This window comes from Streptomyces sp. NBC_00510, assembly GCA_036013505.1.
Lineage (GTDB): Bacteria > Actinomycetota > Actinomycetes > Streptomycetales > Streptomycetaceae > Actinacidiphila.
The window spans coordinates 9,443,344-9,467,002 of sequence record CP107851.1 but is presented as its reverse complement, the minus strand read 5'-3'; the positions used below and the strand labels follow the sequence as shown (position 1 = coordinate 9,467,002).

Annotated in this window: 26 protein-coding genes and 1 pseudogene; 13 read left to right on the top strand and 14 right to left on the bottom strand. The window is 73.6% G+C overall.

The window, feature by feature from the left end; all coding sequences use genetic code 11:
* Window positions 1–15 precede the first annotated feature (15 nt).
* Both OG937_43180 and OG937_43175 read right to left on the bottom strand, forming a co-directional pair.
* Window positions 16–243 (bottom strand): hypothetical protein, encoded by a 228-nt coding sequence (locus tag OG937_43180; protein ID WUD78040.1) that lies wholly within the window; start codon window positions 241–243, stop codon window positions 16–18.
* A 9-nt stretch (window positions 244–252) separates the two neighbouring features.
* Window positions 253–765, bottom strand: coding sequence for a DUF4863 family protein (locus OG937_43175; protein ID WUD78039.1), 513 nt, complete (start codon window positions 763–765; stop codon window positions 253–255).
* Between the two features lie 214 nt (window positions 766–979).
* Here OG937_43175 and OG937_43170 point away from each other — a divergent pair, with 214 nt between their 5' ends.
* Window positions 980–2,152, top strand: a complete 1,173-nt coding sequence (locus OG937_43170; protein ID WUD78038.1) for a serine/threonine-protein phosphatase — start codon at window positions 980–982, stop codon at window positions 2,150–2,152.
* A 21-nt stretch (window positions 2,153–2,173) separates the two neighbouring features.
* Here the strand turns inward: OG937_43170 and OG937_43165 are convergent, their stop codons facing one another.
* Window positions 2,174–2,875: a nitroreductase family protein gene (locus OG937_43165; protein ID WUD78037.1), complete on the bottom strand. Its 702-nt coding sequence runs from the start codon at window positions 2,873–2,875 to the stop codon at window positions 2,174–2,176.
* A gap of 114 nt (window positions 2,876–2,989) precedes the next feature.
* Window positions 2,990–3,658 (bottom strand): TetR/AcrR family transcriptional regulator, encoded by a 669-nt coding sequence (locus tag OG937_43160; GenBank protein ID WUD78036.1) that lies wholly within the window; start codon window positions 3,656–3,658, stop codon window positions 2,990–2,992.
* Window positions 3,659–3,877: 219 nt separating this feature from the next.
* Between OG937_43160 and OG937_43155 the strand changes: the two genes are divergently transcribed.
* On the top strand, window positions 3,878–4,759 hold the full coding sequence (locus tag OG937_43155; protein ID WUD78035.1) for an alpha/beta fold hydrolase: 882 nt from the start codon (window positions 3,878–3,880) through the stop codon (window positions 4,757–4,759).
* A gap of 86 nt (window positions 4,760–4,845) precedes the next feature.
* On the opposite strand, the gene OG937_43150 is transcribed toward OG937_43155, so the two are convergent.
* Window positions 4,846–6,078: an FAD-dependent oxidoreductase gene (locus tag OG937_43150; GenBank protein WUD78034.1), complete on the bottom strand. Its 1,233-nt coding sequence runs from the start codon at window positions 6,076–6,078 to the stop codon at window positions 4,846–4,848.
* Window positions 6,079–6,192: 114 nt separating this feature from the next.
* Between OG937_43150 and OG937_43145 the strand changes: the two genes are divergently transcribed.
* On the top strand, window positions 6,193–7,416 hold the full coding sequence (locus OG937_43145; protein WUD78033.1) for a cytochrome P450: 1,224 nt from the start codon (window positions 6,193–6,195) through the stop codon (window positions 7,414–7,416).
* Window positions 7,417–7,517: 101 nt separating this feature from the next.
* Here the strand turns inward: OG937_43145 and OG937_43140 are convergent, their stop codons facing one another.
* From OG937_43140 to OG937_43130, 3 genes are all read right to left on the bottom strand, one after another.
* Window positions 7,518–7,988, bottom strand: coding sequence for an SPW repeat protein (locus OG937_43140; GenBank protein ID WUD78032.1), 471 nt, complete (start codon window positions 7,986–7,988; stop codon window positions 7,518–7,520).
* 142 nt (window positions 7,989–8,130) lie between these two features.
* A complete protein-coding gene (locus OG937_43135; GenBank protein ID WUD78031.1) occupies window positions 8,131–8,520 on the bottom strand; it encodes a hypothetical protein in 390 nt (129 codons plus the stop codon).
* Window positions 8,517–8,801 (bottom strand): ribbon-helix-helix domain-containing protein, encoded by a 285-nt coding sequence (locus tag OG937_43130; protein ID WUD78030.1) that lies wholly within the window; start codon window positions 8,799–8,801, stop codon window positions 8,517–8,519. The genes OG937_43135 and OG937_43130 overlap by 4 nt, the downstream gene beginning before the upstream one ends.
* A gap of 125 nt (window positions 8,802–8,926) precedes the next feature.
* Between OG937_43130 and OG937_43125 the strand changes: the two genes are divergently transcribed.
* The 3 genes from OG937_43125 (at window position 8,927) to OG937_43115 (ending at window position 11,142) form a co-directional block, all read left to right on the top strand.
* The gene (locus tag OG937_43125; GenBank protein ID WUD78029.1) at window positions 8,927–9,592 is read left to right on the top strand and encodes a 1,4-alpha-glucan branching protein; all 666 of its coding nucleotides are present in this window, start codon (window positions 8,927–8,929) and stop codon (window positions 9,590–9,592) included.
* Window positions 9,593–9,667: 75 nt separating this feature from the next.
* Window positions 9,668–10,246 (top strand): hypothetical protein, encoded by a 579-nt coding sequence (locus OG937_43120; protein WUD78028.1) that lies wholly within the window; start codon window positions 9,668–9,670, stop codon window positions 10,244–10,246.
* Window positions 10,247–10,347: 101 nt separating this feature from the next.
* Window positions 10,348–11,142 (top strand): SDR family oxidoreductase, encoded by a 795-nt coding sequence (locus OG937_43115; protein WUD78027.1) that lies wholly within the window; start codon window positions 10,348–10,350, stop codon window positions 11,140–11,142.
* Between the two features lie 7 nt (window positions 11,143–11,149).
* On the opposite strand, the gene OG937_43110 is transcribed toward OG937_43115, so the two are convergent.
* Window positions 11,150–12,010: a phosphotransferase gene (locus OG937_43110; protein WUD78026.1), complete on the bottom strand. Its 861-nt coding sequence runs from the start codon at window positions 12,008–12,010 to the stop codon at window positions 11,150–11,152.
* A 46-nt stretch (window positions 12,011–12,056) separates the two neighbouring features.
* On the opposite strand from OG937_43110, the pseudogene OG937_43105 reads away from it, so the two are divergent.
* Window positions 12,057–12,511: pseudogene (locus tag OG937_43105) on the top strand (GNAT family N-acetyltransferase).
* Between the two features lie 27 nt (window positions 12,512–12,538).
* On the opposite strand, the gene OG937_43100 reads toward OG937_43105, so the two are convergent.
* The 4 genes from OG937_43100 to OG937_43085 form a co-directional block, all read right to left on the bottom strand.
* On the bottom strand, window positions 12,539–13,249 hold the full coding sequence (locus OG937_43100; GenBank protein WUD78025.1) for a hemerythrin domain-containing protein: 711 nt from the start codon (window positions 13,247–13,249) through the stop codon (window positions 12,539–12,541).
* A gap of 156 nt (window positions 13,250–13,405) precedes the next feature.
* Window positions 13,406–13,792 (bottom strand): hypothetical protein, encoded by a 387-nt coding sequence (locus OG937_43095; protein WUD78024.1) that lies wholly within the window; start codon window positions 13,790–13,792, stop codon window positions 13,406–13,408.
* A 97-nt stretch (window positions 13,793–13,889) separates the two neighbouring features.
* Entirely contained in the window at window positions 13,890–14,954 is a 1,065-nt protein-coding gene (locus tag OG937_43090; GenBank protein ID WUD78023.1) for a dipeptidase, read from the bottom strand.
* Window positions 14,951–16,258, bottom strand: a complete 1,308-nt coding sequence (locus OG937_43085) for an amidohydrolase family protein (protein WUD78022.1) — start codon at window positions 16,256–16,258, stop codon at window positions 14,951–14,953. The genes OG937_43090 and OG937_43085 overlap by 4 nt, the downstream gene beginning before the upstream one ends.
* Window positions 16,259–16,357: 99 nt before the next feature.
* On the opposite strand from OG937_43085, the gene OG937_43080 reads away from it, so the two are divergent.
* Window positions 16,358–17,116, top strand: a complete 759-nt coding sequence (locus tag OG937_43080; GenBank protein ID WUD78021.1) for an IclR family transcriptional regulator — start codon at window positions 16,358–16,360, stop codon at window positions 17,114–17,116.
* Complete coding sequence (locus OG937_43075) at window positions 17,113–18,063, top strand: NAD(P)-binding domain-containing protein (protein ID WUD78020.1); 951 nt, start codon at window positions 17,113–17,115, stop codon at window positions 18,061–18,063. Before OG937_43080 ends, OG937_43075 begins: the two co-directional genes overlap by 4 nt.
* A 13-nt stretch (window positions 18,064–18,076) precedes the next feature.
* Here the strand turns inward: OG937_43075 and OG937_43070 are convergent, their stop codons facing one another.
* On the bottom strand, window positions 18,077–19,321 hold the full coding sequence (locus tag OG937_43070) for a transposase (GenBank protein ID WUD78019.1): 1,245 nt from the start codon (window positions 19,319–19,321) through the stop codon (window positions 18,077–18,079).
* Between the two features lie 183 nt (window positions 19,322–19,504).
* On the opposite strand from OG937_43070, the gene OG937_43065 reads away from it, so the two are divergent.
* Genes OG937_43065 through OG937_43050 form a run of 4 tightly spaced genes read left to right on the top strand, consistent with a single transcriptional unit; the run spans window position 19,505 to window position 23,618 of the window.
* Entirely contained in the window at window positions 19,505–20,704 is a 1,200-nt protein-coding gene (locus OG937_43065; GenBank protein WUD78018.1) for a CoA transferase, read from the top strand.
* Entirely contained in the window at window positions 20,701–21,570 is an 870-nt protein-coding gene (locus OG937_43060; GenBank protein ID WUD78017.1) for a CoA ester lyase, read from the top strand. The genes OG937_43065 and OG937_43060 overlap by 4 nt, the downstream gene beginning before the upstream one ends.
* 57 nt (window positions 21,571–21,627) lie before the next feature.
* A complete protein-coding gene (locus OG937_43055; GenBank protein ID WUD78016.1) occupies window positions 21,628–22,260 on the top strand; it encodes a TetR/AcrR family transcriptional regulator in 633 nt (210 codons plus the stop codon).
* Complete coding sequence (locus OG937_43050; GenBank protein ID WUD78015.1) at window positions 22,257–23,618, top strand: MFS transporter; 1,362 nt, start codon at window positions 22,257–22,259, stop codon at window positions 23,616–23,618. The genes OG937_43055 and OG937_43050 overlap by 4 nt, the downstream gene beginning before the upstream one ends.
* Window positions 23,619–23,659 lie beyond the last annotated feature (41 nt).

Here is a 23,659-nt window from a genome sequence, read left to right as displayed (position 1 = left end):
GACCGGCCTCACCGGTCACCGGCGGTGCGGGGCCCAGCGGTTGAGGGTGGTGCCGTCCGCGGCCAGGGTGAGCCAGGTGCCGTCGCCCAGCGCGACGGGGTGGTCGCCCTGGTCCGGATCCTGGTCCGGGTAGGCGACCGGGCCGAGCGGGCACGCCGGGATGGTCGCCGGACCATCGGGCGCGGCGTGCCGCCGCACATGCCCGGCGGTGGCCTGACGTCGTCGGAGTTCCCCGGGATCCACACCCGCACCCTAGTGCCCGCGCGGCGCGGTGATGTCGTACGAGATGCGCCCGGCGGGCAGGTAGAACAGCGCGATGAGGGCGCCGCCGCGGACCTCGGGGTAGTGGTGGCTGCCGGGGGCGGGGGCGGTCCAGCCCGGCCCCTGCCAGCCGCTGGGACCGGCGAGCTGCGCGTCCCGGTCGACGGGCGCCACGAGGTTGATCTCGCCGTAGGGGTGGGCGTGGTACTGGCCCCGGTAGGGGGCCTGGCTGTTCATGTACACCGCGGTGATGCTGAAGTACTGCGTCTCAGCCGAGGGCGGTGCGATGAGGCTGCGCCGGTAGTTCGGGCCGTCGACCTCGGCGTTCGCGGCCCAGCCCTCCTCGACGCCGAGCTTGATCAGGCGCGAGAGGTGTCCGTACAGCCCGCTGTGCGGACCGTGGGTGTCGTTCAGCCAGCCCTCGAGTTCCTTGCCCGCGGTGCGGTTCCTGACCGCGTCCAGGAACGGGATGCTGCGCTCGACGAGCTCGCGTTGGTGATCCATCGTCCGTCCTCCTCGGCGCCCGGGGTGGCCGTCGCACCCCGTCGATGCCAGCGTGGCAGCGAGTTTCGTTATAGTCAATAGCTGTAACGAAACGCCGATCCGGACGGAATCCCCGCACGTCGATCAGCGTTACAGTTCCTATCTGTAATGAATTTTCCCCTGTGACCCGTCTCCCCCGTCGTGGGGCGGCGGGCCGGCCGAGGAGGCGAGGCCCGTGCACGAGCCCATCAAGCGTGCGGGGAGCCATCACACCCATGGCCGTACGGCGCTCCGCGGGCGGAAGCGGTCCAGGTCCTGGCGGGCGTGGCGGGCATGGCGGCTGTCCGAGGTCGGCACCCCCGTCGCACTCGTGCTGATCATCACGACGATCGGTTTCCTCGCGCCCTCCGACGTGCACCTGGCTTCCCTGCTCATCGCCGCGCCCGCCCTGATGGCGGCGATCTCGACGGCGCGCGCCACCACCGGGGTGGCCGCGCTGTCACTGGCGGCCGCGGTGACCTGCGACGTCCACGACGGCCTGCTCCGCTCCCCCGTCCTGCCGACGCATGTCGCCGCCCTGCTGGTGGTCTCCGTCTTCCTCATCGCGTTCTGCAACACCCGCGACCGCAACCGCCGGGAGGCGAGCCAGCTGCGGGCGATCTCCGAGGCGGCGCAGCAGGTCGTCCTGCGGCCCCTCCCCCGGCGGATCGAGGGCCTGCGGGTCGCCTCGGTGTACCGGGCGGCCGAGACGATGGCCGAGGTCGGAGGCGACCTGTACGCCGCGGCTCGGACGCCGTACGGCACCCGGCTCCTCATCGGCGACGTCAAGGGCAAGGGCCTGCAGGCGCTCGACGACACGGCGGCACTGCTCGGCGCCTTCCGCGAGGCGGTGCACCAGCACCCCACCCTGCCCGGCCTGGCCGCGGCGCTGGAGGGCAGCGTGCGCCGGCACGTGGCCGAGGCGTCCGAGGCCGACGCCGACGCGCCGGAGCGGTTCATCACCGCACTGCTGGTGGAGTTCCCGGCCGGCGGGGGCCTCGTGCGCACGGTCAGCTGCGGGCACCCGTTGCCGCTGCTGCTGCGCGACGGCCGCATCACCGCCCTCGCGGGCCCGGCGCCCGCGCCGCCGCTCGGCCTGGCCGGCCTCGACCCCGCCGCGTACCGCGTGGACCGCTTCCCGCTCGCCCCGGGCGACCTGCTCCTGCTCTACACCGACGGCCTCGCCGAGGCCCGGGACCGCTCGGGCGCCTTCTACTCCGTGGCCGACCTCGGGATCCCCCGGGACACGGCCTTGCGCGACCCGGAATCCCTGCTCCAGGAAGTCCTGGCGGACCTGCTCCGCCACACGGATGGGCGGCTCAATGACGACGTGGCGCTGGTGGCCGTGCAGTGCCCGCCCGCGGGCTGACGCATGGCTGCGCCGTCCCGCTCAGGAAGCCGGACCGTCCGGCTCGATGCGGGCACCGTCAGCGTCCGGCGGCCACAGGGGCTCGGGCACCCGGGCCCCGAACGACGCGCCCCACCGGTTGCGCGACGAGACCTCGTGGACCGGACGCCGGTTGGCGGCGACCCCCCAGCGGCCCAGTGGATACCCGAACGCCAGCATCGCGATCATCCGCCAGCCGTCCGCGGTGGGCACGCCCAGCAGGTCGCAGACGGTGTCGGCCTCGTAGCGCAGGACCGTGGTCAGCACACTGCCGATGCCCTCGGCCCGCGCGGCCAGCAGCGAACTCCAGATGGCCGGGTAGATGTTCGCGCCGCCGTGGTCGTCCACCGCGAAGACGAAGACCAGCAGGGGGATCTCGGCGAAGTGCTCGACGAAGTGGTCCCCGGAGCTCTTGATGCGCCCCAGGGACTGCGCCCGCCGTGCGGGGTCCTCGTGCGGTGCCGTACCGAGCCTGCCGGCCTCGATGTCGGCGTACTCCCGCTGCCGGCAGGACGCGTAGAGCTCGGCGAGCCGCGCCTTGAGCCCGGGGTCGTCGACGGCGAGGAAGTGCCAGCGTTGCGTGTTGCCGCCGTTGGGCGCCCGGATCGCGGCGTCCAGGATCCGGCACTGGCTCTCCATCGGGATGGGATCCGGCTTCATGCGCCGCATGATCCGGGTCGTGTAGAGCGCTTCGTAGACGTCCACCGGTCAACTCCCAGGGCGCGAGCGGCAGTTACGTTACAGATATTCACTGTAACATGAACGGATACCGACCGCCCGCGCCCCGGACCGCCCCGGCCCGCACCGCGCCCGGCCGGATCAGGCGGAGCCGGCGGGGCGCACCGCGATGGCGGGCCAGACGGTGGCGACGAGGCGGTCCGGGATGTCCGCACCGGAACCACCGGTACGCAGGTAGTCCGCGAAGTAGCTGCCGAAGCAGAGGGTCACGACGGTGTCGAGGTCGACGTCCTCACGGACCTCGCCGCGCTCGCGGAGCCGCCGCAGGGTCTGCACCAACTCGTCGCACCGGGGCCCCACTCCGTGCTCGCGCAGCTGCTCCAGCAGGCCGGGCGCGCGTTCGACCTCCGCCATGAAGTTGCCGTGCAGGGCCATCGCGCCCTTGTTGTGGTACCGCGGATCGAGGCGGCGCACGGCCTCACGGAAGGCCTCGACCGCGGTCAGCGCGTCCATGTCGACGTCCGGGTACGCCTCGCGCTGGGCGCGGAGTCCGTACCGGAGGGCGTCGACGACCAGGTCGTACTTGTTCGCCCAACGCCGGTACAGCGTGGGCCGCGTGACCCCGGCGTCGGCGACGATGTCCCCGATGGTCATCTGCGCGTACCCGTCGGCGACCAGCCGCTTGCGCGTCGCCCGGATGATCGCCTCCTCGATCGCCGGGTCCCGCGGCCGGCCACCGACCCGCGAGCCGGCGCCGCGGTCGGCCCCCTTGTCGTCCTTGGCGCTTCCGGTGCGGTCGTCGCCGCTCATCCGCGGTCCTCTCTGTGCCCGGACGCGGCCCCATGCCATCGATTGCGGGCATTACATTACATAAGTGTAATGTAATGGGCCCTCATTTCACCACGCGGACGCCCCTCGCACGAGGGTGCGGGCGCCGCGCCGGTGGGGGTGCCGAGCGGGGGCGCCGCAGCTATCGTACCGACTGGACGGTATGAGCCGATCCCCCGCGAGCCCCCAAGGAGCCCCCGCATGCCGCGCGCGAAGTCCAACGGTATAGAGCTCGAGTACGACACATTCGGCGGCGCCGGCGATCCGGCGCTGCTGCTCGTCATGGGCCTCGGTGCGCAAATGACCCTGTGGCGGCCGGAGTTCTGCTCCGCGCTCGCGGACCGCGGCTTCTTCGTCGTGCGCTACGACAACCGCGACGCGGGCCTGTCGACCGGTCTCGACGAGCACCCCGTCCCGGACATCGGCGCCGTACTGTCGGGCGACCCCTCCAGCGTCCCCTATCTGCTGGGCGACATGGCGGACGACGCCGTGGGGCTGCTGGACGCGCTGGACATCCCGGCCGCGCACGTCGTCGGCGCCTCGATGGGCGGCATGATCGCCCAGCAGCTGACGATCGACCACCCCGACCGGGTGCTGTCGCTGTGCTCGATCATGTCCACCACCGGTGACCGGTCGGTCGGCCGCGCCTCGGCGGAGGCCATCGCCGCGATGCCCGGCTCGAACGGCGTCCCCCTGACGCGCGAGGCCGTCATCGACGAGGGGGTGCACAGGTCGGCCGTGATCGGCTCCCCCGCCTACCCGCCGGCTCCGCGGGAGCTGCGCGAGCGCATGACCGCCGCCTACGACCGCGCGTACCGCCCGGAGGGCTACGTGCGCCAGTACGCCGCGATCCTCGCCTCTCCGGACCGCACGCCGGGCCTGCGGTCGGTGGCGGTACCGACGGTGGTCGTGCACGGCGAGCAGGACCCCCTGATCGACCACAGCGGCGGGCGGGCGACGGCGGCCGCGGTCCCCGGCAGCGAACTGCTGCTGATCCCGGGCATGGGCCACGACCTGCCGGAGCAGGTGTGGCCGGCGGTCGTCGACGCGATCGCCCGCAACGCCGCCAGGGCCACCGCCTGAACCCGGACACCCGGAGCGGTCGCGCCTGGCGCCGGGTCGGCCTGCCGTCTGCGGCCGGCCCGTCGGAGCCGGCCGGGACACCGCACCTACCGCACCGACGCCGCCGGCGGGCGCTCGCGCAGGGCGCCGTAGCCGATGAAGTACGCCGGCACCCGCTTGAGCCAGGGTGTGGAGTTGAGCAGGCCGGCGAGCCGCCCCGCGCGGTCGGCGTCGCCGAGCGGTGAGCGTCCGGCCAGCACCGGGGCGACGAAGCGGCGGTGGGCCAGGCGCTGCAGGGCCTGCGTGGCGGCCGTGGTCGGCCACCGGCGGAGCTGTACGCCGCGGACGTCCCGCAGCCCGACGCTGCCGCGGCGCAGCGGCTCCACGAGATGGCGCGCGGTGGCGACGGCGTCCTCGACGGCGAGGTTGATGCCGATCCCGAAGACCGGCGACATCGCGTGGGCGGCGTCGCCGATGCACAGCAGCCCCGGGCGGTGCCAGCGCTCCAGCCGGTCGCAGCGCACGTCGAGGAGCTTCACCTCGTCCCAGGAGCGCACCGCGCGCACGCGGTCGCCCAGCCACGGCACCGCGGCCGAGTACGCGGCGAGGAAACGGTCGAGGCCCGCGGCACGGCGGTCGGCGTCGCTGCCCTTGGGGATCAGCGCGGCGCACTGCCAGTACTCCCCCCGGTCGATCATCGCGGTGAGGAAGCGGTCGCCGACTCCCGCCACCAGCCCCTGCGGGTCGCCCGGGTGCCGCGGCACCCGGAACCACCACGCGTCCATCGGACAGCCGAATTCCCGCAGGCCCAGTTCCGGCCGCGACCTTGCCAGTGACCCGCGGCCGTCGCAGGCCACGGTCAGGGTGGCCCGCAGTTCGCCGCCGCCGCCGTCCGCGGTGCGGTACCGCACGCCGGTGATCCGGCCGCGCTCCTCGAGGAAGGAGGTCGCCTCGGTGCCCATGCGCAGGGTGAACGTCGGCTCGCGGCGGGCCTCGTCCGCGAGGAGGGCGAGCAGGTCCCACTGCGGCACCATCGCCACGTAGTTGTACGGGCCCCGCAGCGTGCCGACGTCCGAGACGGTGACCAGGGACCGCCCGGGGCCGATCGGCAACTGGACGGTGGTGACGCGGCGTTGCGGCAGGGCGGCGAAGCGCTCGGCGAGGCCGAGTTCGTCCAGCAGGGCGAGGGTCGAGGGGTGCACGGTGTCGCCGCGGAAGTCGCGCAGGAAGTCGCCGTGCTTCTCCAGGACGGTGACCTCCACCCCCGCCCTGGCCAGCAGCAGGGCGAGCACCATGCCCGCCGGGCCGCCGCCCACCACGCAGCAGGTGGTCCGTTCCATCGCAGCCCGCCCTCCGCCGTCATCCTCATCCCGGCCCCGATATAACGGGACATATTATCCTTGAACGGTGCACATTGATGCCGTCATGAGGTGCCACGCACTCCCGGAGGCCTGATGAGCCAGCAGCCGGTCACCCTGCCCTTCACCGATCCGGCCTTCGTCGCCGATCCCTTCCCCCTCTACCAGGAGCTACGCCAGGAGGGCCCGGTGCGCCGCGCGGTCATCCAGGGCGAGCTGGAGGCCTGGCTGGTCACCCGGTACGAGGACGGCCTGGCGGCCCTGACCGATCCACGGCTGAGCAGCGACGTCCGCGACGCCGCGGACCCGCGGCTCATGGCGCGGCTGCCCACCACCGAGCGCGAGTCGATGATCCGCACGATGCTGCGCGCCGACCCGCCCGACCACACCCGGCTGCGCCGGCTGGTCTCCAAGGCGTTCACCGCCCGCCGGGTGGCCGAGCTGGAGCCGCGGGTCCAGGCCGTCACCGACGAGCTCCTCGACGCGATCGTCCCGGCCGGGCGCGCCGACCTGGTCGAGGACTTCGCGCTGCCGCTGCCGGTCACGGTCATCAGCGAACTGCTCGGCGTGCCCGTCTCCGACCGCTACGACTTCCAGCGGTGGACCGACGACATGGTCCTCCAGGGCCCCCGGCCGCCGGACCCGGCCAAGATCGAGGCGGCCTGGAAGCAGATGCACGGCTACCTCACGGCCCTGCTGGACGCCAAGCGGGCGCACCCCGGGGACGACCTGCTGAGCGCGCTGATCGCCACCCACGACGACGAGCAGCGGCTGGACCGGCACGAACTGATCGCGATGGCCTTCCTGCTCCTGGTCGCCGGGTACATCACCACCGTCAACCTCATCGGCAACGGCATCGCGGCGCTGCTCACCCACCCGGACCAGCTGCGCATGCTGCGCGAGGACCCTGGGCTGCTGCCCGGCGCGATCGAGGAGTTCCTGCGGTACGACGGGCCGGTCAACCCCGGCATCGCGCGCTTCGCCCGCGAGGACCTGACCATCGCGGGGGTGGCGATCCCGCGGGGCGCGACGGTGGTGGTCGCCTCCGCCATCGCCGACCGCGACCCGGCGCGGTTCGGCGACCCGGACCGCCTGGACATCACCCGGGAGGACAACGCCCACCTCGCCTTCGGGCACGGCATCCACTACTGCCTGGGGGCGCCGCTGGCCCGGCTGGAGGGCAGGATCGCCATCGGCACCGCCCTGCGCCGGCTGCCCGGACTCGCGCTGGCCGTTCCGCCCGGGGAGCTGCGCTGGCGGCCGCGGGTGCTGCGCGGCCCCTCGCGGTTGCCCGTCACCTTCGGTTCCACCGACAGCTGAGGCCGGGGCGCCCGGACCGGGCGCCGGCCGTGTCCGCACGCGTACCGCCGGGCGAGCCGTACAGGAGGCTCGCCCGGCGGGGCGGATTCGGCGGGAGCCGGTCAGATGCGTGAGCCTCCGGTGGGGCCCCTCATGTCCGAGGACTTCCCCCGGCCCGTGCCCGGCCGCATCGAGGACGCCGCCAGCGCGAGCGCCAGAGCGATGACGCCGACCACCACGTTGTTGACGATCGTGCGCGTCGTGCTGACGTTCCCCGCGATGCACCACGGCGAGATGATCGTCCACAGGCCGATGATGGCGGCGGCCCACGCCATGGAGTGCGTGCGCTCGAACGCCCTGCCCACGCCGCCCATGAGCATGGCGTACGCGATGCCGGCTATCAGGTTGCCGACGGCTATCGTCGACAGGCCGTTGAAGCCCACGATCCAGGGGGACGCCGCCAGGTAGGTGCCGGTCACCAGGCCCATGGCCTCGATCGCCTGGCCCCGGTTGGTGGCGGTCGTCCGTTCGTACTCCGCGCGCAGCGCCAGCAGGTCGGGGTGCTGCTCGATACTCGGTCGCGTAGAGGCCATCTAAACCATCCCCACTCATTTCGGACGTTTCACCCCACACTTACCCACGATGCGGCGGTCGAGACGTGGAGATTCACGCGGGACGGTACGAGCGGCCCGGAACGCCCTGGTCACGCGGTCCAGGAGCGTGCGACGGGGCGGGTCAGACGATCTGCTCGGTGTCGATCCGGGCGTCCACGCGCTTGTAGGCGTCGGGCTGCTGGGTGAGCACCGGAAGACCGGTGGACAGCGCCAGGTGCGCGGCGTGGGCGGTGGCGATGTCCGTCGCGCGCTCGTGGGCGATCTGCGCGACGGACCAGCAGGTGGCCTCGCCGAGCGCCCGGAAGACGAAGCACGGCGCCGCCAGGGCGTCCTGGAGGCGTTCGTACACCTCGCCGAGGACCGACTCGGTCAGGCCCTGCGCGAAGGGCACCGCCGGGACGTACAGCGGCACCGCGGTCTGCGCCGAGCGGATGACCCGGGCGACCATGTACGGCCGTCCCAGGGCGAGGGCCCGGACGGCGGTGTGGTCGAGGATGTACCCGCCGCTCACGCCGCCTGACCCGGGTCCGCGGGAGGAGCGGTCTCGAAGCCGCGCCGCGCGTCGGCGGAGGCGACGGCCTCGAGGGCGGCCTCCCACTCGCCGGGGTGGTCCTGGCGGGCCCGTGCGGCGAGCCAGTCGACGGCGCGCAGGGCGCGTTCGGTGCGCTGGAGCCGTTCGGTGACGGCCGCCTCGATGAACGCGGACCGGTTGCCGCCGGGGCCACCGGCCAGCTTGTCGACCGCGGCGACGGTGTCCTCGTCGAGGGTGATGGTGACCTTCTGCTTCGCCATACGGTCACCATACCGATGTATGGCCGCACGGGGGACGATCGTCACCCGACCGGACGAACCACGTGTCGGACCCGGATGGGACGATGTCCCCGCAGTAACGGACTCAGGGGAAGGCTGCACCGGCCATGTCGCTCATCCACCACACGACGCTGACGCCGACCAAGCTGGAGCTGCTCACGCAGTGGCTCCCCCGGCAGCCCTGGTACGCGGGCACGGGACGGGCGCCGGAGCTCGTGAAGGCGGGCGGTTTCCGCCTGGACGACCCCCTGGGCGAGGTCGGGGTGGAGTTCATGGTGGTCACCGACCAGGACGGCGCCGCGTACCACGTGCCCATGGCCTACCGCGGCGCGCCGCTGGCCGGCGCCGAGAACGCGCTCATCGGCACCACGGAGCACGGGGTACTGGGCAAGCGCTGGATCTACGACGGCGCGCACGACCCGGTCGTGGTGGCCCAGTTGACCGCCCTGGTACGAGGTGAGGCCGAGGCGCAGGCCCAGAGCCTCAGCGACACGCCCGACCCGACTGTCGCCCGCCACTACGCCGGCCCGGTGGACGCCGCCGTGTCCGGCGCCGGATCCGTGACCGACGGCCCGGAGGCCACGACCGACGTCACCCTCGACGCGGGCCCGGCCGGGCGCCTGGTCCTCCGCGTGACGCGGGCGCTGCGCCCCGGCGCTGTCGACGGCACCGCGGGCGGCGCGCTCGGTCACGTCGACGCCCGCTGGCAGCAGCCGGACGGCACCGAGGCCCGAGCGGTCTTCGCCGCCCTCAGGAAGGCCGCCGCCGGCTGAGCGGCGGGGCGACTGAGCCACGGCGCCGATCGCCGAACTGCCGTGCGCGCAGGGCGCTTTCGGTAATCTCCCGCCATGAAGATCATGGGGGGTGTGGCGGTGGGAGCCGTCTTCGGGACGGTCACCTCGCTCGTCAACGCGCTGTCGTCGCCGTACACCGAACTCGGGGCCCCGGTCACCGGCACCCTCTGGGGCGGCGCGGCCAAGGTGCTGAGCCTGCTGCTGGACGCGGGCTGGTCCTGGGCCGCCCTCGCGGTGGCCGCGGGCCTGCTCGCCGGGACCCCCGCCCGCGGCATGCCGGCCGGACCGCTGGCGCTGGTCGCCGCCACAGCGACGTACTCCGCGATGGACCACCTCCTCGTGAACGCGGGCAGTGACGTCCTCATCTGGGCGGTGGTCGCGGTGTTCTTCGGACCGTTCCTCGGCATGACGGGCGCGGCCATCCGGCGGCCCGGCCTGACCGGCCTCCTGGCCGCGTTGACGGTGCCGGTCGGTGCCGCCGTCCAGATGGTCGTACTGCCGCCCCGGCCGCATATGACGGTGACCCCGGCGATCGCCGTGGCCGAGGCCCTGGTCTGGACGGCCGCGGCGGCAGGCGCGGCGTGGGCCGTCCACCGCTTCCTCGCCGAGCGGCGTGCCGTCAGGACCGGGTGACGGCCCCTGCTCACCGAGCGGGGGGAGGCCGCCTGGCGGAGACTGGGGAGAGCACGGTCGTGCCGCCGTGATCGTCGAACGGGTCGCCCCAGGGAGCGGACATGCGCATCGACCTCACCGGACGGACCGCCTTGGTGACGGCATCGACGCAGGGCATCGGAGCGGCCATCGCGGCCGGGCTCGCACGGGCCGGAGCCCGCGTGGGCGTCAACGGCCGCGACCCGGACCGGGTGGACCAGGCCCTCAAGCAGCTGCGCGACGAGGTACCGGACGGCGAGTTCGTCGCCGTCGGAGCCGACGTGGCCACCGACGAGGGCGCCGAACGGGCCCGCGAGGCCGTGCCGGACGTCGACATCCTCATCAACAACCTCGGCGTCTACGGCGCCAGGGACGCACTCGAGATCGACGACGCCGAGTGGCGCCGGTACTTCGAGGTCAACGTCCTGTCCGCCGTCCGCCTGACCCGGATGTACATGCCGCGGATGCTGGAGCGGGATTGGGGCCGCATCCAGTACATCTCCAGCGAGTCCGGCATTGCGATCCCCGTCGAGATGATCCAGTACGGCATGACGAAGACGGCGATGCTCGCCCTCGGGCGCGGCTTCGCCAAGAAGGCCGCGGGTTCGGGCGTCACGGTGAACTCGGTCCTGGTCGGGCCGACCCGTACCGCGGGGGTGGAGGAGTTCGTCCGGGGGCTCGTCGGCAGCGAGTTGCCCTGGGAGGAGGCGCAGCGCGCCTTCATGCGCGAGCACCGCCCGCAGTCGCTGCTGCAACGCCTCATCGAGCCGGCGGAGATCGCCAACATGGTGGTCTACCTCAGCTCCGACCTCGCCTCGGCCACCACCGGCGGCGCCGTGCGCGTCGACGGGGGCTGCGTGGACGCCATCATCCCCTGAGGCGGCGTCAGGCGCCGGGTCGCGTCATCCGTGCCGTGCGCTCCAGCCAGGCGGCCGTGACCGAGCTGTGTCGCTCGACGACCTCCTCCGGTTCCCCGTTGAGGAGGGCGAAGGCCACCTGCTCCAGGCCGAAGGTGAGGTACCACGTCCACGCGCGGTGCAGGGTCGGCCGGTCGACGGCCGCCGCCACCTTGTCCCAGCCGTGCCAGGCCAGGCAGGCGGCGTCGACGGCCGGGTCGAACGGCTGGGCGAGGTCCCAGTCCAGCACGCCGACCACGCGGCCGTCGTCGCTCCAGTGCAGGTTGCCGCCGGCCAGGTCGCCGTGGACCAGGGACGGTTCGACCGGGGGAAGGTCCAGGGCGGCGCCCACTCGGCGGCGCGCCTCGGACCGCCACGTGCGCGGCAGCCGGGGAACGACGTCGCGCTCCATCATCTCGGCCCACCGGTCACCGCCCGCGTATTCGTGCGCGGCGCCCAGCAGGCCCTGGAGGTCGCGGCAGTCCACGCCCTTCAGTGCCCGCAGCAGCCCCGCGAGGTGTTCCGGCTCCCCACCCCCGCCCCGTGGTGCGGGCGTTCCTCCCACCCAGGACAGCGCGACAGCGGTGTGCCCCGCCACCCGGACCACGTCGGACAGCGGGCGCGGCACGGCGAAGGGCAGGTCCAGGGCGCCCAGGCGGCGCAGCAGCTCCATGCGCCGGGACAGCGCCGCGACCGCGGTGGCGTTCCTGGCGACGCGCACGACCGCGACGCCCGGAAGCAGCACCACATGGTGCGAGCCACCGACCGCGAGGGTCGCGCCGCGCAGGTCGCGTCCCGGCAGCAGGGCCGCGGCGACGCTCAGCAGTTCCTCGGGCACGTGATCGGACATCACCGCAGCGTAGGGCCCCCGCGCGTGACGCGATAGCCTTTCGATCATGGCGGACTGGGACATACGGCCGGCTGCGGCCACGGACGTCGAGGCGGTGGCGGAGCTGCGCGCCGTGGTGATGCGGGCCGACCTGGAGCGACTCGGGCGGTACGACGAGCACCGCGTGCGGCAGCGCCTGCGGGACGCCTTCGCGCCGGAGCACACCTGGGTCATCGACGTGGGCGGCGCTGTCGCCGGCTGCGTCGCCCTGCGGCCCGCCGGGGACGCCCACTGGCTGGAGCACTTCTACCTGGACCCGCGTCTGCAGGGCGGCGGCATCGGCACGGCCGTACTGCGGGAGCTGCTGGAGCGGTGCGACCGGGACGGCGTCCCGGTCAGGCTGAACGTGCTGCGGGCAGCGCGGCCCGGCGGCTGTACGAGCGGCACGGGTTCACCGTCGACACCGAGGATCCGGTCGACGTGTTCATGGTGCGCGAGCCCGCCGCCGTGTGCGGCGGTTGATCCCCGGGTGTCGCCGGAGCGATCCGGTCAGCCGCGCGGGCGCTCGACGCGCCGTCCGACACGGGGCGGCCTGGCCGTTCCGTTCAGCTTCTTGGCATAGGCGCGGTACCGCCTGCGGCAGCGCATCGGCATGAGCACACGGACGCGCAGCGGGGCGCCCTTCAGGAGCCCCTTCATGACGACCGGGTCGCCCTCGTAGAGGGTCATCCCGAACCGCGGGTCCAGCCGGTCACGGGGCGTCATGGACGTGCCGTGGCCCCCGAGTTCGGCCCACTCCGCGGCCGTGATGTGCCGCTCGGCCGGCGGCAGGATCGTCTCCTCCTCCAGCCGCATGTGCTCGAACGCGATGCGGTTCAGCCGGTCGGTGATCCCGGCGACCGCCGCTCCCTGCGCGGAGGAACCGCCGACGCGCCAGGCCCGGACCGCCCCGGCCAGTTCGCCGCAGACGGCGTGCAGCTGCTCGTGCTGCGCCTCCATCACGTGCACCAGCGGGACGAGTTCGTCGCTGACGCGCTCCAGGAGCCGGGGCCACAGCCCGATGTCCTCGCCTTCGTGGTGCCCGATGAGCGCGGAGAGCATGATGTCGAGGTGCTCGGCCACGACGCGGGCCCGCGCCAGGTCGCCGTCGGCGACGCCCCGCACCAGCGCGGGCGTCAGCCCGAACTCCCGGCGGAACATTGTGTGCACGACGTGCATCTCCTGGACGTTGGCCATCGGCACGGCGTTGCCGGTGCTCATCTGCTCTTCCCGGTCGAACACGTTGCACGGCGGCCCCGGGCACGGCGAAGGCCCGCATCACCCGGAAGCCAGATACTTGCTTCATCAAGTACATAACCGGCCCGCCGCGCATGTCAACCCGGCCCCGACCGTCCCGGCCCCGCCGTGGAGTAGTGGTCACTGGGTGGGCATGCCGCCGTGAGGACTGTTGACCACCAGGGACACCGATCCCTCGACGAGGTAAGGGTGCCCCGGGAAGTAGTCGACGTGGAGGTGACCGCCGTCGGTGGCGGTGCCCATGGCGTGGAGATTGTCCGCGAGGATTTCCCTGGCAGCGGGGTCACCGCTGATCACGAGGATCCGCCGCGCGGCGTCCACCTCGATCCGCACCCCTGGACCGGCCGCCGCCCTGACGTCGGCCCCCACCAGGGCGTCGCGGCCCGCTGGTGACGTGGCCCCGATGAAGCCACGGGCACCGGCCACCGCGTCCGCCAGGGCTGCCAGTTCTTCCGCGGACGCAGTGAGATCCACTTCTCCGTACACCGGATCGACAGTCAGTCGCACGCGCAGGACTCCTTCACGGTCGGGCCTGGTCCCTCATCGCACACCCTCCGTCCCACTCCGGCCGGACTTTCGTTTCCGTCCACCGGGCCCGGGCCGGCTACGCCCAGACGCGGGACGCGTAGTCCAGGAAGTTGCGGCCGAGGATCTTCTCGATGCGCTCGGAGCGGTAGCCGCGGCGTTCCAGGAGACGGACGAGTTCCCGGAACTGGTCGACGCCACGGAGGTCGACGACGAACGGGTAGGTGTCGGCGCGCTCGCCCGCGGCACCGACGCCCGCCTCGCGGCGCCGGCCGACGTGTTCGGCGAGGGCGGTGCGGTAGGCGTCGAGGTCATCGACGGGGGTGATGGTGCCGTCGGTGCCGATGCCGACGTGGTCCTCGCCGCAGACGTTGACCGCGTGGTCGATGTGCTCCACGACGTCGGCGGCACGGGCGTGGCCGGAAGGGTTGAGGAAGGGCATGAAGTAGATGCCCACGAAGCCGCCGCGGGAGGCCACGAGGCGGAGTTCCTCGTCGGTCTTGTTGCGGGGCAGGTCGGTGAGGGCCCGGCAGCCGGTGTGGTTGATGGAGACGGGCTGCCGGGAGGTCTTGGCGGCCTCCAAGCAGGTGCGTTCGCCGCTGTGGGAGAGGTCGACCATCACGTGCTGCTCGTTGAGCGCCTCGACGACCTCGTGGCCGAAGGGGGTCAGGCCCCGGTTGGCGGGGGCCATCGATCCGTCGCCGATGTGGTTGGCCTGGTTGTACGTCAGCTGGATGACGCGGACGCCCGCCTCGGCGAAGGTGGCGACGCGTCCGGGGTCCTCGCCGACGGCCACGGCGTTCTGGAAGCCGTAGATGACGCCGATCCTGCCGTCGGCGTGGGCGCGGTGGACGTCGGCGACGGTGCGGACCTTGGTGAGGTCGGCCGGGTGGTCGCCGATGATGGCGTCCCAGACGTCGATCTCGCGCAGGGTGTGCTCGTACGGGGGCAGGTCGCCCATCGTGTAGCCGAGGGTGATGTTGACGGCGGTGAGGCCGCAGGCGTGGGCGTCGGCGAGGGCGCGGGCGTCGATGGTGAGCTGGTCGCTGGAGGGGTTGAGGTGGGCCGCGGCTTCGGCGGACGCGGGGGCGTTGGGGTTGTCGAGCTGACCCAGCGCGTTGACGATCACGGGGGTGGGGTTCACCGGCGCTCCTCGAACTCGGCGCGGTCGAAGCGGTGTCCGCGCTTGACGGTCAGGGTGACGCTGCGCAGGTTGGCGATGTCGCGCAGCGGATCCTCGTCCAGGACGACGAAGTTGGCCAGCTTTCCGGGTTCGACGCTGCCCATGGAGTCCTCGGTGCCGGCGGCACGGGCGCCGATGAGCGTGGCCGAGCGCAGGACGTCCGCGCTGGGGATGCCGCAGCGTTCGACGAGGAAGGCCAGTTCGTCGTGGAGGGCCGGGAAGGCGGCCCCGGGGGCGGTCTCGTGGTCGGTGCCGGTGGAGATGGCCACGCCCGCCCGGTGGGCCTGGGCGGTGACGGCGGCGGCGAGCGCGGTGTTCGCGCGGGCCCGGGCGGCGTCCTCGGGTCCCCCGCCGGCCAGTTCGTCGCTCTCCCACATGCAGGCGGTGGCGTCCAGGACGGTGCCGCGCCGGCGCATGAGGGCGAAGAGCCGGTCCAGGTGCGGGTCGTCCCCGGCGGTGAACCGGGCGTGGTCGACGGGGGGTTTGCTCTTGTAGCTGGTGAGCCCGTCGGGGGTGCCCTCGAAGGCGAGCAGGGTGACGTGGGAGACCGTGTCGACACCGGCGGCGACGACCTGGCCGGGCGTCGCCGGGAACACGGTGGCGTGCGCCCAGACGGGGATGCCCTGGCGGTGGGCCTCGGCGGTGACGGCGGCGACCAGGTCCGCGTCGAGGTCCGCGTAGACCTTGATGGCCGCGGCGTACGTACCGCGGGCCATGGCGACCGCGAGGGGCAGGTCGGTGGCGGCGGTGACGGCCTGCATCCAGGGCACCTCGCCGGGCACGGCGCCCTGGGAGACCTGGTGGGTGCGCGGGTCGTCGAAGAACCCGGGGCCCGCCATCAGGGCGGCGTAGCGGATGTCGGGGCCGGGGATCTCGCCGACGAGGGTGGCACGGGCGAGGTCGCCGATCTGCCGCAGGTCGTCGGCCATGTCCCGGACGGCGGTGATGCCGCTGTGGACGTGACGGCGCAACGCCGCCTCGGCCGCGGGACGGTCGGGCGGGGTGGCGAGGTGCTGGTGGGTGTCGATCAGCCCGGGGATGACGAAGCGTCCGTCGAGGTCGAAAACCCGGGCGCCCTCGGGGAGCCGGGAGGCGAGGTCGGCGTCGGGCGCGACCGCGGTGACCTTCTGCCCGTCGGTGACGATGGTCGCGGGCCGGGGCGGCCGGCCGGTGCCGTCGAAGAGGGTCGCGCCGCGGTAGACCGCGGTCGTGCCCGCGGCGGGCGCCGCGTAGGGGGTGGGGGCGCCCTGGGACTGGTCGGCCATGCTCACCTCGACTGTTGCAACCTGCGTAACATCTGTATCGTCTGGGGAAACGCTCGGTACTGTACTGCAGCCGCCGGAGATCGAGAAGGAGTGGCCGCGATGCCCGAGGCCCCGCGTACCGCGGTGGACAAGGCGCTCGACCTCGTCGAGGCCGTCACCCGTGCGCCGCGCCCCGTCCGCCTGACGGACCTGGCCGGCGAGGTCGGCCTGCACCGCGCGACGGCCTACCGGATCCTGCTGGACCTGGTGCGCAGGGGCTGGGTGCTGCGGGCGGGTGACCGTTATCTGCCCGGCACCGCGGTGCTGCGGATGTCGGCGGCCGCGGCGGGGAACTCACTGAACGCCCTGGCCCGCCCGGTGCTGCAGGAGCTGTCCGACCTCACGGGGATGATGGTCAACCTGCAGGTGCTGGAGGCCGACCGGGCCCGGGTGATCGACGTCGTCCGGCCGGGGCGCCTGGCCATGATCAGCCACTTGCTGGGCGAGGCGCTGCCGGTGCACCGCTTCGCCGGGCCGCTGGCGCTGGTCGCGGCACTCGACCCGGCGGCACGCGCGCCCTACTTGCGTCCCGCCGAGGCCGAAGGGCACCCGCTCGACGGGGACGACGGACTGCTGGCCGACATCGCACGGACGGCGCGGACGGGGGTGGCCGTGGAGCGCGGACGCAACGAGAAGCTGGTCGCCTCGATCAGCCGCGCCGTGACGCCCGGCCCGGGCGCCCCCGTCTGCGCGCTCACCGTCGTCGGGCCGGACGCGGAGTTCGGTCGGGCCCGGCTGCCCGCCCTGGAGCAGGCGCTGCGTGACGCCACCGACGAGCTCCGGCGCATTCTGACCGATCCTCAGGGAGCCACGTCATGAGCGGTCTCCTCGTCCTCGACCGGGCGCAGACCCGGGCCGCGCTCGACGCCCGCCGCGTCGTCGACGCCGTGGCCACGGCCCTCGTCGCGATCAGCCGCGGCGAGGTGTCGGCGCCGCCGCGGATCGCGGCGCGCACCCCGGCCGGGTTGCTGGGCGCGATGCCGGGCCATGTTCCGGGGCTGGGCCTGGCGGCGAAGCTGGTGTCGGTCTTCGGCGATCCGGCGCTGCCCGGGCGCAGTGCGCACCGGGGCATGGTCGCGTTGTTCGACGATCACGACGGGCGCCCGTTGGCCCTGATGGACGCCGAGTCGCTGACGGCGGTGCGCACCGCCGCGGCGGCCACGATCGGGGCGCGGGCGCTGGCCCGCCCCGGGGCGCTGCGCCACACGGTGGTCGGCACCGGGGCCCAGGCCCGCGCCCAGATCGACCTGCTGGCGGAACTCCATCCGGCCGCGGAGGTCGTGGTCGCCGGCCGTGATCCGCGGGGCGCCCGGGAGGCCGCGGCCCGCCATCCCGGGGCGCGCGTGGCGGAGGGCATCGAGGAGGCGGTGCGCGGGGCAGACGTCGTCTTCTGCTGCACCGGGGCGACGCGTCCGGTCGTACGCCGCTCGTGGCTCGCGCCGGGCACGCTCGTGAGCTCCGTCGGCGGTTCCCACGGCCCCGAACTCGACGCGGAGACCGTACGGGACGCCGCGCTGTTCGCCGAGTGGCCCGGCGCCGCCGGCTCCCCTCCCCCGGCCGGGGCCCACGAACTGCAGGGACTCTCCCCCGGCCGCGAGGTCGTCCTTCTCGGCTCCGTGCTCGCCGGTGACCACCCCGGACGCGGCGAGGCCGGCGGGCTGACCGTCTTCAAGTCCACGGGGCACGCGGCGCTGGACGTGGCCGCCGCCCATGTCGTCCACGCCGTCGCGCGTGCGGAGGGACTGGGCACGACCGTGGACATTTGACATCCTCCCCGTCCTAAGGGACGGGGATTCCTGGCTCACGTGGGCTGGGGACCAGCGGTCCTCCAGCGCTTACACGATCGGCACCAGCCGGGTTGAGACCAGCCCGGACCAGCATCACGCGTGCGGAGTTCTTGTCCCTGGGGGACACGGCTCCGCACGCGGTGCAGGTGTAGGTACGTTCCGAGAGTGGCAGTGCGTGCTTGGTTCTCGCTCCGCACGACGCGCAGTCCATGGTGGTGTGCGCGGGATGCACCAGGCGGACGTCCCGCCCGTGCTTGCGGCCCATCTCGATCAGCGCCGTCTTCGTGGCGCCGATCGCGGCGTCCGCCGCCTTGCGGGCCATGGTGGTCCGGCTGAGGAACTTCGGCCGGAAGTCCTCGACCGCGATCGCGTCGTGGTCGCGCACGACGTGCTTGGCCCACTTGCGGGCGGTGTCCTGCCGCTGCCGCGCCACCTTCTTGTGCAGCTTCGCCGCCTGATGCCTGGCCTTGCGGTAGCCCCTGGACGCGCCCTGCCCACGAGCAGGCTTACGGCGAGCCATCATCTTCTGGTACCGCGCGAGACGCTGCACGGCGGTCTTCCCGTGCTGAGCGTGCGGCAGGTCGTGGGCGTCGCTGGTGGTGGTCGCGGTCTCACGCACGCCCCAGTCCACGCCGATCACAGCGCCGGTGGCAGGCAGCGGCTCAGGGGCAGTGGCCACGACGAACGAGGCATACCAGTGGCCGAGGCTGTCCCGGTACACCCGCACCGACGTGGGGACTGCGGGCAGGTCGCGGGACCACACCACCGACACGACGAGGCCGCCGGCCAGGTGCAGGCGTCCGTCCTTGAGCCTAAAACCGCGGGTGGTGTAGTTCAGCGACGGGGCGGCCTCGCGCTTGCGCTTGATGCGGGGCATCCCGGCCCGCTGCCTCATCGGCAGCCTCGCCGCGATGTCCTTCAACGCTTTGGTGCGGGATATGGCGAAGTCCCGGATGACCTGCTGCTGCGGCACCGAGCTGCCCTCCCGCAGCCACGCCATCGACCGCCGCGCCTCGGTCAGCATCCTGTCGAGCTGCGCGGGACCGCACGTGGCCTTCTGCTCGGAGGTCTTGTTCAGGCCGTGGACCTTGCGGGACACAGCCACGCACTCGTTCCACACCCACCGGCAACGCGCCCACTCCGCCTCCAGACCGGCACCCGCCGACGACGACACCCGCAGCCGATAGGTGAACCGGGCATACCCCGACCCCTGCGCGGCCACCACCGCCGTCGTCATGCCCGGGAACCTAACAGCCCCCACTGACAACGAAAGAGAACGCAGCTCAGAACCGACACGCAGAGAACTCCGCCGCTTCACGGCTCCCACCCAAGCACCAACACCTCCCCGGCCTGAAAGCCCGGGCACCCTGGGAGACACCATGTGCACGATTCCTACCGCAAGAGACCAGGAGCGCGAGCCTTGCAGCAGTCACAGCAGCCGTCACAGCACCGGGCACAGCGGCAGCCACTGGACGGCGTGACCGTCGTCTCCCTGGAGCAGGCCGTCGCCGCGCCGTTCGCGACCCGTCAGCTGGCGGACCTCGGCGCACGGGTGATCAAGGTCGAGCGGCCGGGCGGCGACTTCGCGCGGGAGTACGACAAGGCCGCCAAGGGTGAGTCCGCGTACTTCGTCTGGTGCAACCGCGGCAAGGAGAGCGTGGTCCTGGACCTCAAGGAGGAGGGCGACCGCGCGCTGCTCGACCGGATCCTGGCGGCGGCCGACGTCTTCGTGCAGAACCTCGCCCCCGGTGCCGCCGAGCGGCTGGGCCTGGGCGCGGAGGCGCTGCGCGCGCGGCATCCGCGGCTGATCTGGTGCGGTGTGTCGGGCTACGGCGACGACGGGCCCTACGCGGCGAAGAAGGCGTTCGACCTGCTGGTGCAGTGCGAGTCGGGGCTGGTGTCGCTGACGGGCACGCCGGGGAGCCCCGCGCGGGCCGGGATCTCCATCGCCGACATCGCGGCCGGGATGTACGCGTACACCGGCGTCCTGACCGCACTGTACGAGCGTGAACGCACCGGCGAGGGCAGCGCCTTCGACGTGGCGATGCTCGACGCGCTCGGCGAGTGGCTGGGGCAGCCCCTCTTCCACGGCCTGTACGGGAGCGCGCCGCTGACCCGCAGCGGCGCCCGGCACCCGTCGATCTCGCCGTACGGCCACTACCGGGCGGGCGACGGCGGGGAGGTGTTCGTCAGCGTGCAGAGCGACCGCGACTGGGTCGCTCTGTGCGAGAAGGTGCTGGAGCGGCCCGGGCTGGTCCGTGATCCGCGGTTCGCGGACAATCCGCTGCGCCACGCCCACGACGACGAGCTCACCGCGATCCTCGAGGAGGACTTCGCCGCCTTCACCGCCGACGAGGTCCTGGAGCGCCTGGACGGCGCCGGGATCGCGAACGCCCGGTTGCGGTCGGTCGCGGAGTTCGCGGCTCACCCGCAGCTCGAAGCCCGCGACCGCTGGCGGGAGTTCGGTACGCCGTCCGGCCCGCTGCGCGGGCTGCTGCCGCCGGTGACGGTACGCGGACGGGAGGCCGTGATGGGGGCGGTGCCGGCGCTGGGCGAGCAGACGGACGCCGTTCGCGCCGAGTTCTCCGGCGCGCGGGAAGGGACGGAGGGCGGCCGGTGAGCGACCACGCGGCGATCCGCTCGATGCTGTCGGTGCCGGGCATCAGGGAGCGATTCATCGACAAGGCCGAACAGGTCCGGGCCGACGCGGTCCTGTTCGACCTGGAGGACTCGGTCGCCGCCGCCGACAAGGCCGCGGCGCGTGCCCTGGTCGCGGCCCGGTTGCCGGCGTTCCCCAAGCGGGGGCGGCTGCTGTACGTACGCCCGAACGCGCTGGACACCGGCCTGCTGGAACTCGACCTGGACGCGGTGACCGGGCCGGGTCTGGACGGCGTCCACCTGCCCAAGGTGGAGTCCGCGGAGACGCTGCGCACCGCCGACCACTACCTCACGCTGCTGGAGCGGGTGCGCGGGCTGGAGCCGGGACGGATCCGCATCATCGCGTGGATCGAGTCGGCGCTCGGGCTGACGCGGGTCGAGGAGGTCAGCCGGGCGACCCCGCGGCTGGCGGCCCTCTCCCTCGGCGCCGAGGACTTCACGGCCTCGCTCGGGGTGCAGCGCACCCGTGAGGCGCGCGAACTGGAGCACCCACGGGCACGGCTGGCCGTCGCCGCGGCGGCCGCCGGCATCGGCGCGATGGACGGCCCCGAGTCCGACTACCGCGACACGGAGCACTTCGAACGGCAGGCCCGCCACGCCCGCTCGCTGGGATTCCGGGGGAAGTACTGCATCCACCCGGACCAAGTGGCCGTCGCCAACCGGGTGTTCCTGCCGTCGCGCGAGGAGGTCGCCTGGGCCCGCCGGGTGGTGGCCGCCTACGAGGAGGGCGAACGGCAGGGGCTGGGGGCCGTGGGCCTGGACGGCTCGATGGTCGACCGGCCGGTGTACCTGCGGGCGGTGGCGGTGCTGGAGCGCTCGGCGGGCTGAGCCCCCGCGAGCCCGGGCCGTAGACAGTGTCTACGGGCTGCTGGTAGACACTGCCCCATGACCGATGGCGGCTCCCTGCGGGAGCGACTTGTCGATGCCGGCGTGGACCTCGTACTGGCCGGGGGCACCGCGTCGGTGGGGCTGCGCGAGATCGCCCGCCGGGCGGGGGTCTCGCACGGCGCGCCGCGCCGCTACTTCCCCACGCACGATTCCCTGCTGTCCGCGATCGCCCGGCGCGGCTTCGAGGAGCTGCACGCCCGCTTCGCGAGCGCGACCGCTGACGCGACCACACCGCGCGCCCGGCTGGCGGCCGCCGCACGGGCGTACGTCGGGTACGCGCTGGACCACCGCGGCATGTTCGAGCTGATGTTCCGTCACGACCTGCTGGACGGCGCGCCGCAGGGGGACAGCGGTCCGCGGCTGCGGGAGACGTCACTGCCCCTGTTCGGGGCCCTCGTCGAGCTCGTCACCCGGTGCCGGGCGCAGGACCCCGCTGCGGCCGCCACCGCGCCGCCCGCCCCGGTGACGGCCGCCGCCCTTTGGTCGAACCTGCACGGGCTCGTCCAACTGTGGACCTGGGGCAGCCTCCAGGTCGTCCTGGGCGCCGACGACCCGGGCGAGGAGTCGCTGCGCCACGAGCAACTCCTCGTAGCCGTCCTCGACGCCCACCTCGGGCCGGTGCCCGCGTGATCTCCCCCGCGCGGCAGCGGCTCGCGCTGGCGGCCAGCGCCGCAGGGGCCGCGATCGTCGCCCTCGACGGTGGTGTCCTGTTGGTGGCACAGCCCAGCCTGCAGCGGGATCTCGGCGCGAGCGTGGCCGAGGTCCAGTGGACCAGCACGGGCTACCTGGTGGCGGTGGCGGCGCTGCTCGTGCTCGCGGGCCGGCTCGGGGACCGCTACGGGCACCGGCGCCTGCTCTGCGCCGGGGTGCTGGGTTTCGGGGCGGCGTCGGCCGGGATCGCCGTCGCGGGCGGCGTCGGGTGGGTCATCGCCCTGCGCGTCGCCCAGGGCGTGTTCGGCGCGCTCCTGCAACCCGCGACGCTGGCACTGCTGCGGCTGGCCTACCCCGAGGACCGGCTGGGACGGCCGATCGCCGTCCGGACGAGCGCGCTCGCGGTGGCCGCGGGTGCCGGTCCCGTCCTCGGCGGGCTCGTCGTGGCGCACCTGGGATGGCGCGCGGTGTTCTGGATCAACGTCCCCCTCGCGCTCGCGATCGCCGTGCTCACGCTCGCCGTCCGGGTGCCCGTGCCGCGGCGGCCGGACGAGGGCGGAGGGAGGGTCGGCACGGCCGGGGCGGCCCTGCTCGCGCTGGCGCTCGCGGCCCTCGTCCACGCGCTGGCGGGCATACCCGAGCGGGGGTGGACGGGTGCCGGTACGGTGCTCGAACTCCTCGCCGTGGCGGGCGCCGTCGCGGTGCTCACCGTGTACGAGCGGCGCGCACGGCATCCCAACGTACCCCGCGCGGTGGCTCGTTCGGTACCCGTGACGGCTTCCGTCGCCATCCTGCTGGTGACGACCGCGGGGCTGTTCGGCACGTTGTTCCGGGCCACGTTCTACCTTCAGGACGTGCTGCGTCTCGACCCGCTGGCCACGGGCCTGAGGGTGCTCCCGCTGACGGCACTCATGGTGCTCGGCACACCCGTCGCGAGCGCCGCGCTGCGCCGCTACGGCCCGCGCCGCACCGCCCTGTGCGGCACGCTCCTGGTCGTCCTGGGCATCTCGCTGCTCTCGCGGTCCGGGCCGGGCAGCACGTGGGCCGCCATGGCCGCCGCGTTCGCCGTGCTCGGCGCGGGCTTCGCCACCGTCATGGTGACCGCCACCGCCTCCGTGGTCGGCGACGCACCGCCCGGGTACGCCGGGGTCGTCGGGGGCCTGAAGCAGACGGCGATGAACGTCGGCCCGACCCTCGGCATCGCGGTCGCGGCCGGCACGACGGGCACGGCCGGGATGCCGGGCGCGACGATGAGCACCACCCTCGTCCTCCTCGCCGGGCTCGCCGCCCTCGGCCTGCTCCCGGCGTCGCTGCTGCCCCGGCCCGCGAGGGCATAGGCCTCGCCGACCGCCCCACCGCCTGGGAGACGTCGAGGACC